Here is a 13601-nt window from a genome sequence, read left to right as displayed (position 1 = left end):
GCCCTCGGCGCCCACCGACGCCGCCCCCCGGTCCGAGGCGGCCGTCCCGCCGGCGGCCCCCGCCGAAACGACGGCGCCCGCGGAAGAGGCGGCAAAGCCCACCAACGCCCTCGCCGGCCCCGCCGAGGTCATCGACACGGCGACCCTGCGCGTGGCGGGCAAGCTCGTGCGCCTGTTCGGCGTCGAGTGGGTGCGGGGCGGGCAGGCCGACGAGCTGACGCGCTACCTCGCCGGACGCACGGTCACGTGCCAGCCCGTGGCGGGCAGCGAGGCGCGCCTGTGCAACGTCGAGGGCCGCGATCTGTCGGAGGTGGTGCTGTTCAACGGCGGCGGCCGCGCCTCGTCGGAAGCGACGCCCGACCTCGTCGCCGCCGAGGATCGCGCCCGCTCGGAGCGCCTGGGGGTCTGGGCCCGGTAGGAACCGAAACGGGCGGATTGCATGAAGATGAAGCAATCCCTGCCCACTCCATGCTCAGGGGGCATAGGTGACCTACCCGCTTTCCCCCTCGTCGTTGCAGTGCACAAACCTTACTTTCCGATCAGACGCCGCCGCACGAGACCCTAGGCGGCGAAGACAAAGCCGGAAAGCAAAGCCCGTGACCCTCTCCCTCATCACCAGCCTCAAGTCCCACTGGAAGGACAACGAAACCGCCCGCCAGATCGCCCGGCTGACGGACCGCGAGCTCGCGGATATCGGCGCCCAGCACATCGGCGGCCGCATCCTGTCCAAGGCCCAGAACTACCGCGTCGCCGACGGCCTGCGCGGAACGCAGTCGCCCCTGCGCTACGCTTCGTTCCCCTCCGCCTAACCGGATGTCCCGGCCAACGCCGGGTCCCCTCGACCGCCTGAACACGCCGGCCCCCGTGGCCGGCGTTTCCATGTGCGAAGCAGCACACGGCGATGCGGTTACCCGAACGCCCCGACCTCGTGCTGGATCATGCCGGAGAGTTCGCGCACCCGGGCGAACGAGCGGCGGATGGGCTCGAACAGGGTGCTGTGCTCGGCTTCATAGGTGCCGACGTCGCGCGGCCCGGCCGGCTCGCCGAAGTTGAGGCCGAGCGTCGGGTCCGGCGTCACCGGGAAGATGTCCTCCAAGAGCGTCAGGCAGCCGTCGATGTCGAGGCGCAGGAAGCGCTCGATGAGCGCCTCGCGGCTGATGCCCGATTGCGGCCGGAACCCGGGGATGTGCACGGCCAGGAACCAGATCCGGTGGATCAGGGCGAGGCGGATGGCGTGCAGCAGGGTCAGGCGGGGCGACATCTTGCCCAGATCGGGGGCCGCCGCCTGGAGGCTGAGCCAGTCGCAGGTGAGCCGCCCGAACAGGCGCCGGAGATCCGGCGCCAGGCGCAGGCGGTCGAGGGCGGTGGCGATGACCACGAGTTCCTCGCGGCGGCCGTCGCGCTGGGTCCGCCGCGCCCGCTCCAGCCACACCGCCGGATCGAGGGTGTCGACGTAGGCGCGCAGCACGTCGAGGTCGCCGACGCTGGCGGCGTGCTGGACCAGGCGGAAGGCGCGGGAGAACCGCACGGACTCGCGGCGCATGTCGCGAAACAGGTCCGGCGCCCGGCCGGCGGCGCGGCCGATGCCGTGCACGGAATTGGCGAGGAAGCCGAGCTGCTGCAGGATCGCGTTGTTGGGGATCGCCCGCATCTGGCGCGGATGGGTGATCATGGTCGGCCCGCCGCCATCGGACTGGCGCGCCACAGGCCGTGAGCCGGTGCGATCCAGAAGGCTCGGGCCGAAGGTCCCCAGAAGCGCCGCGTAGCCCGGATCGTCCACCAGGGTCTCCATGTCCTGGCGCACCACCGTGAAGAACTCGGCCGAGAAGTCAGCCTCGCCGTAGATCGGGTCGTCGGCCTCGTCGGCGCCGCTCGCCGCATCGGACAGAACGTAGTCGGCAAATGAATCGTCGTCGGCGAGGTCGAGGGCGAAGACGTGCTCGGCGATGCGCTCCACCGTGGCCTTGGCCAGCGGCAGGGTGCCGAACATGAGGTAGCCGTCCGAGCCCTGGAAGCTCGATTCGAGGCGGACCCGGATGCCCGCCGCCCGGTTGCGCCGGCGCGCATCCTCGGGGGCGAGGTAGGCGAGGCGGTCGCGCAGGCTCGTCGGGTGGGCGCCCCGGCCGATGGATTCGCCGTGGGTGTCGAAGATCGCGAGTTCGACTCCCGTGAGGTCGTTCTGCACCATGAGTTCGGTGATGCGCAGGCGCAGGCGCTCGATCCAGAAGCTCGCCGCGAGCTGGCCGACGTAGCGGCCGGAATCCGAGTAGCCGAACTGCACCGTGAGCCGGCCGATGCGCTTGAGGTACTGCCGCCAGTGCGGGTTGCGCAGGGCGTCGTCGAGGACGCGGATGCCCTGTTCGAGGGCGGACGCCGTCTCGAACAGGGGGGTGATCTCGACCTTGTCACTGATGCCGTAGTGGCGCGCCAGCCAGAGGGCGGCGAGCAGGGTGTAGCCCGTCTCCGTCTCGGCGATGAGGAAGCGCACGGGATGGGTGCCGTCCACGTGCTTGAGGATCTGGGTGATGGTCATCATCAGCCGGGCGGCCGAGGCCCGCTCGGCGGCGAGGGCCCCGAAATCCACGTCGACGGCGTGGACGTCGTTGAGCAGCGCGTGGATCGTCGAGAGGTGGGAGCGCCGCTGGGCGGCGTCCGTGGGCTCGCCCTCCAGATCCGTCACCCGCCGCACGGCGTTGTGGATCTGGCTGGCGTTTAGCCGGAAATGGGGCAGGGCGTTGGAGAGGCCGTGGGTGGCGATGCCCGAGCGCAGGATCGCGATGGCGCGCCGCTCCTCGTCCGTGGTGACGCCGCCCATGGCCCCGGCGAGGCCGGCGAGGATGGCGGTGGCGTCGGTCTGGGCACGCTCGCGCTCGATGATGAGGGCCAGGGCGAAGCGGTGCACCGACTCCAGGGACGGCTTGGTGCCGAGCCGGGGGGCCACGGCGAGCTGGCGGTTGACGGCGGCCAGCGCCCCGGCCGTGAGATCGCGCACCACCTGCGTCGCTGGCACCTGCGGCAGGTGGCGCATCACCCGGTCGAGCTGCATGCGCTTCGATTCGATGCGGTAGCGCAGGGTGTCCCACCACCCGATATCCGTGCGCCCGTCGGTGTCGCAGCCGACCCAGCTCGCGATGGCGAAGGGCTTTGGCACGAGCTCCGTCCAGCGGTCGGGCCAGCGCTGCCGGGCGGCGTCCAGGAGGGCGTCGTTGAAGGCGTCCAGGGCCGAGCGGCCGTGATTGGCCGCGACGCAGGCCTGGTCGAACTCGTCGTCGAGGGAGATGGCCGGATCGGGCCGGGTCGAGAGGGCGGCGGCCTTCTCCGTTAGGGGCCGGCGCGCGGCCGCATCCGCCTCGCTGGCGGCCTCGGCGATGAGGCGGGCCACGGCCTTGGGCATGCCGAAGGTCGGGTGCGCAGTGAACACCACGGCAAAGCCCGTGCGGCCGACGAGGTCGCGGAACGCCTCGAAATCGCCCTGGCGCTTCGGGATCGCCGCGACGAGGCGGGCCGGCGTGAAGGCCTCGTGCGTCGCGCCCGCATCCCGCTCCAGCCCGACATAGGCCCGCAGGCGCTCGGCCCGGTCCGCCAGGGCGTGGGCCCGCAGCCGGGCGAACAGGCCGTCGAGGGCGTCCTCGTCGATCTCGCCGCGATCGAACCGGCGGGTGATGGCCAGGGTCACGGCCAGCACGGGGTTGCGGAACGGGTCCTCCGCCGCCTGCTCGCGGGATTCCTCGATCAGACCCAAAAGATCCGCTTCGAGGAGATCCGCTTCGAGGGCCTCGGGGTTCGAAACCGCGTGATCCGGGCTGCGGTCATGCATGCGCATCGCTCGACCTTGATGGGGAGGTGGACGGGGACCGTCATAGGACAGTCCGATGACGATCGGGCAATGCCGGCACGGAACGCCCCGGTGGACAGGCGGCGGATGCCGTTGCGCGACCCCGGACCGCCGGACCGGACCGAACGACCCCCGGGCCGCCCGGGCGCCACGCAAGGACCGTTCCGGCCCGCGCGGCCGATCACCGCCCCGGTCGCATCGCCGGCCATCCTGGGGTAACGCTGGTGGCGGCATGGAAACCACCCTGATCCTGGCCGCGATCGCGGCCTTCACCCTGTCGTGCATCGTGGTGATGACCGTGATGGCCCGCGCGCGACGGCCCGAGCTGCGCATGGAGCGCGAGGAAGACCTGATGGAGGATGGCGAGGAGACCCTGATGCGCAGCCTGCAGCCGCCCCGGATCAGCCCCATCGACCGCTCGGCGCCGATCCTGCCCATCGAGCCGCAGGCGGAGGCCCGGCGTCTCCCCCCCGGCGGCGAGCTGCGATGATCGGTCCGCGGATGCGCCCGTCCCGCCTCGCCCTGGCCGCCCTCGTCGCCGCCTGGACACACGCCGCCTCCGCCCAGGCACCGGCCGTGGACGGGCCGGCGGTGGACGCCCCGGCGCCCGCGAAGAAGCCGGCGCCCCGGAAGGCGGTCCCCGCCAAGCCGAAGCCGGTCGCGCCCGCCACCGCCGCGCCCGCCATGACGCCCGCGGCCGTCACGCCCTCAGCCTTGCCGCCGCCCGTGCCCGCCGCGCCGCGTCCGGACCTGACCGTCGCCTGTGCCGAGAAGGCCGCCCTCTACGAGGGGCCGAAGAATTTTTCCGTCTGGGTGACCCGCACGGGGCTCATCGTGGTCGAGAACCCCCTCCTGCCCCTGACGCCGGACTCGGCGCGGGTGCTGCAGGTGGTCATCGCCGGCAAGGTCGCCACGGCCTACGGGCCGGACCTGTTCGCCCTGCGCCGGGGCGGCGCCCCCGCGGTCCTGGAGGGAAGCAAAGGCGGCAGCATCCGCTGGGACGCCACGCCGACGCCCCTGCCCGACACCCTCAACATCGTCTCGGAGGCGGGCCAGCCCCTGGCGCAGCTCGCCTTCCAGTCCTGCGGCGACGCACCGGTGGTCAAGGCGGCGCCGGTGGCGAAGGCGAAGGCGGCCCCGCGCCCGAAACCGGGCAAGCCGGCCGGACAGGCCGAATCCCCTTCGGGCATGCGGATGCCGGCCTCGGCCCTGGAGCCATGATCATGCGACGGGAAGGAGTACCCATGGGCGCAGCACCGGCCGGCCCGACGGCCGCCGAGATCATCGCCCGCTTGGCGCTGGCCCCGCATCCCGAGGGCGGCCATTACCGCGAGACTTTTCGCGATCCCCGCACCCTCGACGGGCGCTCGGTGGGCAGCGCGATCTACTACCTGCTCGATACGGGCGAGGTGTCCGAGTGGCACCGGGTCGATGCCGCCGAGATCTGGCACTGGCACGCCGGCGCGCCCCTGGTGATCACCCAGAGCCCCAACGGCCACGATGCCGCGGCGGCCCATCTCGGCCCCGACCTCGCGCGCGGCCAGCAGCCCCAGATCGTCGTGCCGGCCGGCCATTGGCAGACGGCCACGAGCCTCGGCGCCTGGACGCTCGTCGGCTGCACGGTCTCGCCGGCCTTCGAGTTTTCGGGGTTCGAGATGGCCCCGCCCGACTGGCGGCCGACGCCGCGGGGATAGGTCGGGCCGCATGCATCGCCACCGCGGGCAACGGCGTCCGGGCCTGCGAAGCGCTGTCCGCTTGAAGGATCGCGAAACGCTCCTTATCCGAGGATGGCGAAGCTCTTGGCGTTCTCCAGGCTCAACTCCATCCCCTTGACCATGTCGTCGTAGGTCAGGAACGCCACCGGCGTTCCCTCGATCCGGGTCTTGAAGCGTCGGTGTTCGAAGCGCTTGCGTTCCATCTCATCGACCAGGCTCGCATCGCGTCCGCACACGACGAGGTAGGCACTGTCATGGATCGGGCCGCCGAACGCGGCGGTCAGCACCGTATCGTTGGGGTGATCGTTGCGAATCCACGCCCAGTCCAGCACCTGCCCGAAGCCGTGTTCGAGCCGCCGCGACCAGTGCCGGTACTGTCGGGTTCCGCCGGCAAACAGGCTGTCGGCCTGGGCATCCTCGAACTCGATCAGGGCGAACTGCCGGAAGTGATCGTTCCCCAGGACCAGATCCGTCCGGAACAGACCCTTGAGGGCCAATTCGAACCGGATCAGATCGGGCGCCCTGATTCCGGCATGGGACGCCAGAAGGCAGCACATTTGTGCGCGCGCCCTGATCTGCGCGACCACCTCGGCTTCGCCGAAGAAGGTCCGCCCGGCAAGCCACGCCTTGAAGGAGAGCAATTCGGTTTCGGCAGCCGAAAGACTGTAGGCGATCGGCCTGAACTGGCTCACCGATCAATCGGCGTAGGAGCGATCGAGAATACTGAGAATTTCAGGGCGCCCGCCGTCGGAGCGCTGCCACAACACACGCCGTGCGCCCAGGCGCGACACGAACCGCCCCGTGGGGGTCGGCTGGGTGTTCTCGGGTCTGGCGAACGCGTCGCCCGAGAACAGACGGGTCAGCGCGCGCTTCTCGGGCGGCGGCAGGCGATCCACCTGCATCCGAGCCGACGATGCGACAGCGAACTTGTCGACGCTCATGGCCTTCACCCGGGAGCCGCAGGGGCCGAATCCGTCATCGGCCTGCGGACTACAGTATAGGATACGGCGGCAGATTCTTTAAGGGGCGCTGGACCGGAACGGATGAGGGGTGAACGGCCGGGGGGCCGTCCACCCCGCCGTTTCAGGCGATGTACTGGCCGCCGTTGATGGTGAGGGTCGAGCCGGTGACGAAGCCCGAATCCTCGGCGGCGAGGTACTCGACGGCGCGGGCGATCTCCTCGGCCTCGCCGAGGCGGCCGACGGGGATCGTGGAGATGATCTTGTTGCGGATGTCCTCCGGCACCGCCATCACCATCTCGGTGGCGACGTAGCCCGGCGCGATCACGTTGACGGTGATGCCCTTCGAAGCGCTCTCCTGGGCGAGCGCCTTGGCGAAGCCGATGACGCCGGCCTTGGCGGCCGAGTAGTTGGTCTGGCCGGCCTGGCCCTTCTGGCCGTTGATCGACGAGATCAGGATGATGCGGCCGAAGTTGCGCGAGCGCATGCCTTCGATCAGCGGGCGCGTGCAGGTGAACATCGAGTCGAGGTTGGTCTTGAGGACCGCCTGCCACTTCTCGAAGCTCATCTTGTGGAACGCGCCGTCGCGGGTGATGCCGGCGTTGTTCACCAGGATGTCGATGGGGCCGACCTCGGCCTCGATCTGCTTGATGCCGGCCTCGCAGGCGGCGTAATCGCCGACGTCGAACTTGAAGACCGGGATGCCGGTCTCGGCCTTGAAGGCGTTGGCGGCCTCGTCGTTGCCGCCGTAATTGGCGGCGACCTTGTAGCCCTTGGCCTGGAGGCCCTTCGAGATGGCGGCGCCGATGCCGCGCGTTCCACCCGTGACGAGGGCGACGCGTTCCTGAGCCATGATTTCCTCCGATGTGTCGTTTTTTGGCAGGTTCGTGAGCGGGTCGTGCGCGGCTCTAGCTGGCGAGGCGGCCGTCGCGCGACCCATTTAAATTTGCGGCGGCGTCAAGATTTCCGTGACGCCGCCGCGGGATAGGCCGTCTCAGACGCGCTCGATGCACATGGCGACGCCCATGCCGCCGCCGATGCACAGGGTGGCGAGGCCCTTCTTGGCGTCGCGGCGCTTGAGCTCGTGCAGCAGGGTGACGAGGACGCGGGCACCGGAGGCGCCGATGGGGTGGCCGATGGCGATGGCGCCGCCGTTGACGTTCACCTTGGCCGTGTCCCAGCCCATGTCCTTGTTCACGGCGAGGGCCTGGGCGGCGAAGGCCTCGTTGGCCTCGATCAGGTCGAGGTCGGACGGCGTCCAGCCGGCCTTGTCCAGGGCTTTGCGCGAGGCCGGGATCGGGCCGGTTCCCATCACCTTCGGGTCGACGCCGGCCGTGGCCCAGGACACGATCCGGGCGAGGGGCGTGATGCCCCGACGCTCGGCTTCCGAGGCCGACATCAGCACGATGGCAGCGGCGCCGTCGTTGAGGCCCGACGCGTTGGCGGCCGTCACGGTGCCGTCCTTCGAGAAGGCGGGCTTCAGCTTGGCCATGGTCTCGACGGTGGCGCCGTCCCGGATGTACTCGTCGGTGTCGACGATGGTGTCGCCCTTGCGGCCCGGCACGGTGACGGGGCAGATCTCGTCCTTGAACCGGCCTTCCTTGCGGGCGGCCTCGGCCTTGTTCTGCGACTTCGTCGCGAAGGCGTCCTGCTCCTCGCGGGTGAGCTGGAAGGCCTGGGCCACGTTCTCGGCGGTGGTACCCATGTGGTAGCCGTTGAAGGCGTCCCACAGGCCGTCCTTGATCATGGTGTCGACGAGCTTGACGTCGCCCATCTTCTGGCCGCCGCGCAGGTACTGGGCGTGGGGGCTGAGCGACATGGATTCCTGGCCGCCGGCCACGATCACGGTCGCATCGCCGTTGGCGATCTGCTGCATGCCCAGCGCGACGGTGCGGAGCCCCGAGCCGCAGACCTGGTTGACGCCCCAGGCCGTGGCCTTCTCGGGGATGCCGGCCTTGATGGCGGCCTGACGGGCCGGGTTCTGGCCCGCACCCGCGGTGAGCACCTGGCCGAAGATCACCTCGTCCACGTCGTCGGGGGAGACGCCGGCCCGCTCCAGGGCGGCCTTAATCGCCACGGCCCCGAGGTCGTGCGCGGGCACGGTGTTGAACACTCCGCCGAACGAGCCGACCGCCGTGCGCGCCGCGCCGACGATGACGATATCTTCTGCTGCCATGGTTATGGTCTCCTCATGCCGGCCGGCGCTGCGTTGTCGCTTTCGGGTGAGCGGGCGCGCCTTGTGCCGTAGCGTTCGGATGAAAGCCCACGACCCCGCGAAGTCAAGGCGCTTTGGCGAGGACGCGCGGACGCTGTCACGCCGAGTCCATGCCGGGTCCTCGGCCGGGTCCTCGGCCGAGTGCTTGACCGGGTCCTCGGCCGAGTCCTTGGCCGGGCCGACGCGGAGACCGGCACTATTCCGCGTGGACGGCGGCGAGATAGGTGTTTTCGTCGGCGGGCGAAGGCCTTAAGATGGGATCAGGCGGATCGGGAGCGTTCTCGGCTCCGAGCGTGTCGCCGACGATCGCGCGGCAGAGATCGAGCGACCTGCATGATCGCGTTGGGAGAGGCCCCCAGAAATGGCGGACAACGGTAAGTCCAACCACACCGTTATCAAGAAGTACGCCAACCGGCGCCTCTATCATACCGGCACCTCGACCTACGTCACCCTCGAGGATCTCGCGACGATGGTCCAGAACGGCGAGGACTTCCTCGTCTACGATGCGCGCTCGGGCGACGACATCACCCGCTCCGTGCTGACGCAGATCATCTTCGAGCAGGAGAACAAGGCCGGCGACGACAACCTGCTGCCGGTCGCCTTCCTGCGCCAGCTCATCCGCTTCTACGGCGACAGCATGCGCACCATGGTGCCGAGCTTCCTCGAATTCTCCATGGCCAATTTCGCCCGGGACCAGGACGGTCTTCGCGAAAAGATGACCCAGAGCTTCGCCCCCACCGTGTTCCAGAGCGCCATGGAAGAGCAGGTGCGGGCCAACATGAGCTTCTTCGGCGACGCCATGAAGATGTTCACCGCCTTCGGCACCGGCCCCCTCTCCGGCATGGGCTCGCACCCCTCGGCCGCGCCGCGCCCGGCGCAGGCCGCCGTGGCAGCGGCCCCCGCCGGCGCCGACCTCGACGATCTCAAGCGGCAGATGGCCGAGATGCAGTCGCGCCTCGAGGATCTGTCGAAGAAGTAGGCCCCGATCCGGGTCGGCCCGACCAAAGGTTGACGAACCGTTAACGTCGGCCCACCTCTTGCGCATCTCACCCCGGTTCACGCGGGAATGGATGCCATGGGGCGATTGGGAACAGACGGACGTCCGGAAACGGAACAGGTCCCGGCCTACGACCTCGTGGTGATTCCCGGGACGGGCGAAGCCTACGGCGCCCGCCGCCGCGCCGCCGCGCGTCCCGATGCGGGATTTCTCATCCAGCTCCTCGTCAGCGCCGATCCGGGCCTGCGGTCCGCGCGCCTGGAACGGACCCGGAATGCGGCGGCCACCTACGCCGAGGCGGCCCGGCGCAGCGCCTGACCCAGGCCCCGAACTGACGTCCCGAACCGACACCCCGACGCAAAAAACCGCGCCCGCTCTCGCTGGGCACGGCTCTCGTCGTGGTTCCGACATGGGCCGCCGGAGCGGCCAGCCTCGCCCGCGGACGAAGCCCGCAGGCTCAGGCCTCGGCGGACTTGACCTTGAGGACCTGACGGCCCCGGTACATGCCGGTCTTCAGGTCGATGTGATGGGGACGGCGCAGCTCGCCCGAATCCTTGTCGGCGACGTAGGTCGGGGCCTTGAGGGCGTCGGCGGACCGGCGCATGCCGCGCCGCGAGGGGGAGGTCTTGCGCTTCGGAACGGCCATGGGATGATCCTGTCGATGGCAAAAAGGGCGCCTCAGGCGGTCCCCCTCCGGGAGGACGCCTCGGCACCGTGTTCAAACGGAGATTCGAGGCCGGGCTTATAGCCGCGTGCGGCCGCCCTGGCTAGAGCACGCGTCCGAAAAGTGGAGTCCGCCCTTCGGCCGCCGCCGGGGCCGCAGAGCCATGGCGCGCGTTCATAGCGCAAGTTCAGGACGCATGTTTCGGCGCGTTCGCCCCGGCTTCCGTGACGCGCGGGCGCCGACCGATCAAGACGTCGGATCGTCCCGTCGCCATCTCAGCCGAAATCCGCATCGATGTCGCACCGTTAAGCAGCGGTTCAACCGCGCCTTTCTAAGTCTTCGTTCGAGGGCGGGGCATCGCGACCGCGCCATCGACCCGGGAGTGTCCCATGTTGTCGTCACGTCTGCCGTCATCCCTCCTGCGCAGCCTGACCGTTCTGGCCTGCCTCGCCGCCGCCCCCGCCCTGGCACAGGCGCCGAGCCCCGCGGCCCCGACGACGAAGCCCGCCCCGGCGGTCCCGGTCCCGTCGAATCCGACGCCGCCGACCGTGACGCCGCCCAAGGCCCCGGAGGCGGCCAAACCGGCCGCCAAGCCGGAGACCAAGGCCGACGCCAAATCCGAAAAGGCCGCGCTCATCGACCTCAACAGCGCCAGCCCCGCCGAGCTCGACGCCCTGCCGGGCATCGGCGCCGCCCGCGCGGCCGCCATCGTCAAGGGTCGGCCCTATCGCGGCAAGGACGAGCTCGTCTCCAAGAAGGTGATTCCGCAGGGCGTCTACGACGGCATCAAGGACAAGGTCATCGCCAAGCAGAAATAGGTTTCGCGTAGATCTCGTGTTCGGGCGGAGATCGTCTTCGGACAGGCGCGGCGGATCGACGATCCGCCGCGCTTGTCCGTGAGGGGGGCCGGGTGTTACGCGCGGGTTCGCGTCCCGCTCCCCCGAGAAGTGTTCCATGGCCCCCCAGCCCCTCGTGCGCGTCCATCGCGGCGACCTGCCCGCCGACTACGTCGCCGGCCCCGCCATCGCCATCGACACCGAGACCCTGGGGCTCAACCCGCACCGGGACCGGCTCTGCGTCGTGCAGGTCTCGCGCGGCGACGGCAGCGCCGACGTCGTCCAGATCATCCCCGGCGGGCCGGTGCCGGAGGTCCTGGCACGGGTCATGGGCGATCCGGAAACCCAAAAAATCTTCCATTTCGCCCGGTTCGACCTCGCCGTGCTGTTCAACGCCCTGGGGGTGATGCCGGCGCCGGTCTACTGCACCAAGGTCGCCTCCAAGCTCGCCCGGACCTACACCGACCGCCACGGCCTCAAGGACGTGGTCCGCGAGCTCGTCGGCGTCGATCTCTCGAAGCAGCAGCAATCCTCCGACTGGGGCGCCGATACCCTGAGCCAGGCGCAGGTCGACTACGCGGCCTCCGACGTCCTCTACCTCCACGCCGCCCGCGCCCGCCTCGACGCCATGCTCGCCCGCGAGGGCCGCACGGAGATGGCCCGGGCCTGCTTCGACTTCCTGCCGACCCGCGCCCGCCTCGACCTCGCCGGCTGGCCCGAGACCGACATCTTCGCCCATACCTGAAAGCCGTTCCTCGAAGGTTCGTGCGCCCCCGCACATGATCGCGGCGACGGGCGCCGCCGCCCTTGATGATTTGGCAACCGGGTGGTCATAACTTCGCCATGGCCCGCGCGCATCCGGCGGCATGTTTGGGACGATCATGCACGTGGGTGAGGCCATCCAGACCGAAGCACCGCGCGCCGATGCGCGCCGGACCCGTGCCCACGCGCGGGCGCGCAACCACAGCACCCGGGTGCGGACCCTGCGGCGGGTCATCCCCCTCGTCGCCGGCACGGCGGTGCTGGCGCTCGCCGCCGTGATGTTCAATCCCTTCGGCACCACCCTGCCGGGCGTCAGCATCGGCCCCGTGAGCCTGTCGGGCACCAAGGTGAAGATGGAGAGCCCGCGCCTGTCCGGCTTCCGCCAGGGCGAGCGCGGCTACGAGGTCACCGCCACCGCCGCCTTCCAGGACGTGCGCAAGCCGACCCTCATCGAGCTGCAGGCCATGAAGGGCCACCTCAACACCGACGACAAGGGCGGCATCGCCCATCTCGAGGCGGCCTCGGGCCTGTTCGACACGGCGCGGGAATCCCTGACCCTCGAACAGGACATCCGCATCTGGACCGACAAGGGCGAGGAGATCCGCCTGAAATCGGCCGCCGTCGATTTCAAGGCCGGCACCGTCAAGTCGAACGAGACCGTGGCGGTGGCGATCCCGAGCGGCACCGTGACGGCCGACACCCTCGACGTCACCGACAGCGGCCACGTCATCTCCTTCGTGGGCAACGTCCACACGGTGCTGCACGAGCTCGAGAAGCCGGACAAGCCGGCGAAGCCCGCCCGCGTCCTCACCTCCGCCGCGGAACCGCACGACGGCGAGGGCCGGCGGTGACGGCGGCGCGGTCCCTCGGCTGGGTGGTGCTCGTCGCCGGTCTGGCCCTGGCGGCGCCGGCCGGCGCGCAGACGGCCGCGCCGAAGAAGGAGAAGGCGACGAGCGGCCTCGGCAACCTCGGCGGCGGCGGCAAGGAGCCGATCAAGATCGACGCCGACCGCCTCGACGTGTTCGACCGCGAGAACAAGGCGGTGTTCGCCGGCAACGTCGTGGCCGTGCAGGGCGACAGCACCATCCGCTGCTCCAGCATGACCGTGCGGTACAAGCGGGCCAAAAAGGACGACAAGTCCAAGGACGACAAGAAGGGCGAAGCGGCGAAAGAGCCCGCCGCCGACACGGCCGACGCTTCGGAGAAGCCCGCCGGCGGGATGGGCGAGAACGGCATTCAGCGCGTCGAGTGCGCCGGCCCCGTCACCGTGGTGCAGAAGGACCAGGTCGCCACCGGCGACAGCGCCGTGTTCGATCAGGAGGCCAAGCGCATCGTGCTCACCGGCAACGTCGTCCTGAGCCAGTGCCAGAACGTGACGCGCGGCTCGCGCCTCGTCTACGACATGAACACCGGCCGGGCGAACATGGACCCCGTGGCCGGCGGCCGGGTCTCGGCCCTGTTCGTGCCGCAGAAGGAGGACGGCCCCAAGACCGGCAAGGGCTGCGCCCAGCCGCCCGCCGCCGCCAAGGCGGCTCCGAAGCCGGCAGAGAAGCCCGCCGAGGCGATCAAGCCCCGGGCGCAGGCCAATTGAGCGACGCGTCACCGGTGTCCGCCGCCC

General features: G+C 70.2%; 16 protein-coding genes and 1 pseudogene. 11 read left to right on the top strand and 6 right to left on the bottom strand.

Translation table 11 applies throughout. The features are described from left to right. Nucleotides 1–418: pseudogene (locus tag FV218_RS10685) on the top strand (hypothetical protein); the annotation flags it as partial. Nucleotides 419–596: 178 nt separating this feature from the next. Continuing rightward, complete coding sequence (locus FV218_RS10680) at nucleotides 597–809, top strand: DUF1127 domain-containing protein (protein ID WP_056089820.1); 213 nt, start codon at nucleotides 597–599, stop codon at nucleotides 807–809. A gap of 98 nt (nucleotides 810–907) precedes the next feature. On the opposite strand, the gene FV218_RS10675 is transcribed toward FV218_RS10680, so the two are convergent. Further along, nucleotides 908–3823, bottom strand: a complete 2916-nt coding sequence (locus tag FV218_RS10675; RefSeq protein ID WP_147709687.1) for a phosphoenolpyruvate carboxylase — start codon at nucleotides 3821–3823, stop codon at nucleotides 908–910. 244 nt (nucleotides 3824–4067) lie between these two features. Between FV218_RS10675 and FV218_RS10670 the strand changes: the two genes are divergently transcribed. From FV218_RS10670 to FV218_RS10660, 3 genes are read left to right on the top strand one after another with little or no spacing between them, the layout of a single operon-like run. After that, nucleotides 4068–4325: a hypothetical protein gene (locus tag FV218_RS10670; protein ID WP_147709686.1), complete on the top strand. Its 258-nt coding sequence runs from the start codon at nucleotides 4068–4070 to the stop codon at nucleotides 4323–4325. 11 nt (nucleotides 4326–4336) lie between these two features. Then, entirely contained in the window at nucleotides 4337–5056 is a 720-nt protein-coding gene (locus FV218_RS10665; RefSeq protein WP_246685069.1) for a hypothetical protein, read from the top strand. 23 nt (nucleotides 5057–5079) lie between these two features. Next, nucleotides 5080–5529: a cupin domain-containing protein gene (locus tag FV218_RS10660; protein WP_056089828.1), complete on the top strand. Its 450-nt coding sequence runs from the start codon at nucleotides 5080–5082 to the stop codon at nucleotides 5527–5529. 83 nt (nucleotides 5530–5612) lie between these two features. Here the strand turns inward: FV218_RS10660 and FV218_RS10655 are convergent, their stop codons facing one another. From FV218_RS10655 to FV218_RS10640, 4 genes are all read right to left on the bottom strand, one after another. After that, the gene (locus FV218_RS10655; protein WP_147709685.1) at nucleotides 5613–6242 is read right to left on the bottom strand and encodes a Shedu anti-phage system protein SduA domain-containing protein; all 630 of its coding nucleotides are present in this window, start codon (nucleotides 6240–6242) and stop codon (nucleotides 5613–5615) included. Nucleotides 6243–6245: 3 nt separating this feature from the next. Next, on the bottom strand, nucleotides 6246–6491 hold the full coding sequence (locus tag FV218_RS10650) for a hypothetical protein (protein ID WP_147709684.1): 246 nt from the start codon (nucleotides 6489–6491) through the stop codon (nucleotides 6246–6248). Between the two features lie 142 nt (nucleotides 6492–6633). Beyond that, nucleotides 6634–7362, bottom strand: coding sequence for an acetoacetyl-CoA reductase (phbB, locus tag FV218_RS10645; RefSeq protein ID WP_147709683.1), 729 nt, complete (start codon nucleotides 7360–7362; stop codon nucleotides 6634–6636). Nucleotides 7363–7503: 141 nt separating this feature from the next. After that, nucleotides 7504–8685 (bottom strand): acetyl-CoA C-acetyltransferase, encoded by a 1182-nt coding sequence (locus FV218_RS10640; RefSeq protein ID WP_147709682.1) that lies wholly within the window; start codon nucleotides 8683–8685, stop codon nucleotides 7504–7506. Between the two features lie 400 nt (nucleotides 8686–9085). Between FV218_RS10640 and phaR the strand changes: the two genes are divergently transcribed. Continuing rightward, complete coding sequence (gene phaR / locus FV218_RS10635; RefSeq protein ID WP_056089843.1) at nucleotides 9086–9703, top strand: polyhydroxyalkanoate synthesis repressor PhaR; 618 nt, start codon at nucleotides 9086–9088, stop codon at nucleotides 9701–9703. 96 nt (nucleotides 9704–9799) lie between these two features. Continuing rightward, entirely contained in the window at nucleotides 9800–10039 is a 240-nt protein-coding gene (locus FV218_RS10630) for a hypothetical protein (RefSeq protein WP_147709681.1), read from the top strand. Between the two features lie 139 nt (nucleotides 10040–10178). Here FV218_RS10630 and rpmF read toward each other — a convergent pair whose 3' ends face one another. Beyond that, nucleotides 10179–10367, bottom strand: a complete 189-nt coding sequence (gene rpmF / locus FV218_RS10625; RefSeq protein ID WP_018046018.1) for a 50S ribosomal protein L32 — start codon at nucleotides 10365–10367, stop codon at nucleotides 10179–10181. A 422-nt stretch (nucleotides 10368–10789) separates the two neighbouring features. On the opposite strand from rpmF, the gene FV218_RS10620 reads away from it, so the two are divergent. The 4 genes from FV218_RS10620 to FV218_RS10605 all read left to right on the top strand — a co-directional run bounded on the left by FV218_RS10620 (nucleotide 10790) and on the right by FV218_RS10605 (nucleotide 13574). Further along, the gene (locus tag FV218_RS10620) at nucleotides 10790–11203 is read left to right on the top strand and encodes a helix-hairpin-helix domain-containing protein (protein WP_147709688.1); all 414 of its coding nucleotides are present in this window, start codon (nucleotides 10790–10792) and stop codon (nucleotides 11201–11203) included. A 136-nt stretch (nucleotides 11204–11339) separates the two neighbouring features. Further along, the gene (locus FV218_RS10615; RefSeq protein ID WP_056089850.1) at nucleotides 11340–11966 is read left to right on the top strand and encodes a ribonuclease D; all 627 of its coding nucleotides are present in this window, start codon (nucleotides 11340–11342) and stop codon (nucleotides 11964–11966) included. Nucleotides 11967–12108: 142 nt separating this feature from the next. Further along, nucleotides 12109–12834 (top strand): lipopolysaccharide-assembly, LptC-related protein, encoded by a 726-nt coding sequence (locus FV218_RS10610; protein WP_244474927.1) that lies wholly within the window; start codon nucleotides 12109–12111, stop codon nucleotides 12832–12834. After that, a complete protein-coding gene (locus FV218_RS10605) occupies nucleotides 12831–13574 on the top strand; it encodes an LptA/OstA family protein (RefSeq protein ID WP_056089856.1) in 744 nt (247 codons plus the stop codon). The genes FV218_RS10610 and FV218_RS10605 overlap by 4 nt, the downstream gene beginning before the upstream one ends. The last annotated feature ends 27 nt before the right edge of the window (nucleotides 13575–13601 follow it).

It is taken from the genome of Methylobacterium sp. WL69, assembly GCF_008039485.1.
Lineage (GTDB): Bacteria > Pseudomonadota > Alphaproteobacteria > Rhizobiales > Beijerinckiaceae > Methylobacterium.
The sequence above is the reverse complement of the archived record's forward strand: the minus strand, read 5'-3'. Positions and strand labels throughout refer to the sequence as shown.

Excerpts from the sequence above, each read along its gene's own strand:
- FV218_RS10660 (WP_056089828.1), top strand. The coding sequence starts at position 5,080 with ATGGGCGCAGCACCGGCCGGCCCGACGGCCGCCGAGATCATCGCCCGC.
- FV218_RS10650 (WP_147709684.1), bottom strand. The coding sequence starts at position 6,491 with ATGAGCGTCGACAAGTTCGCTGTCGCATCGTCGGCTCGGATGCAGGTG.
- FV218_RS10630 (WP_147709681.1), top strand. The coding sequence starts at position 9,800 with ATGGGGCGATTGGGAACAGACGGACGTCCGGAAACGGAACAGGTCCCG.
- FV218_RS10640 (WP_147709682.1), bottom strand. The coding sequence starts at position 8,685 with ATGGCAGCAGAAGATATCGTCATCGTCGGCGCGGCGCGCACGGCGGTC.
- rpmF (WP_018046018.1), bottom strand. The coding sequence starts at position 10,367 with ATGGCCGTTCCGAAGCGCAAGACCTCCCCCTCGCGGCGCGGCATGCGC.
- FV218_RS10670 (WP_147709686.1), top strand. The coding sequence starts at position 4,068 with ATGGAAACCACCCTGATCCTGGCCGCGATCGCGGCCTTCACCCTGTCG.
- FV218_RS10675 (WP_147709687.1), bottom strand. The coding sequence starts at position 3,823 with ATGCGCATGCATGACCGCAGCCCGGATCACGCGGTTTCGAACCCCGAG.
- phaR (WP_056089843.1), top strand. The coding sequence starts at position 9,086 with ATGGCGGACAACGGTAAGTCCAACCACACCGTTATCAAGAAGTACGCC.
- phbB (WP_147709683.1), bottom strand. The coding sequence starts at position 7,362 with ATGGCTCAGGAACGCGTCGCCCTCGTCACGGGTGGAACGCGCGGCATC.
- FV218_RS10665 (WP_246685069.1), top strand. The coding sequence starts at position 4,337 with ATGCGCCCGTCCCGCCTCGCCCTGGCCGCCCTCGTCGCCGCCTGGACA.
- FV218_RS10615 (WP_056089850.1), top strand. The coding sequence starts at position 11,340 with ATGGCCCCCCAGCCCCTCGTGCGCGTCCATCGCGGCGACCTGCCCGCC.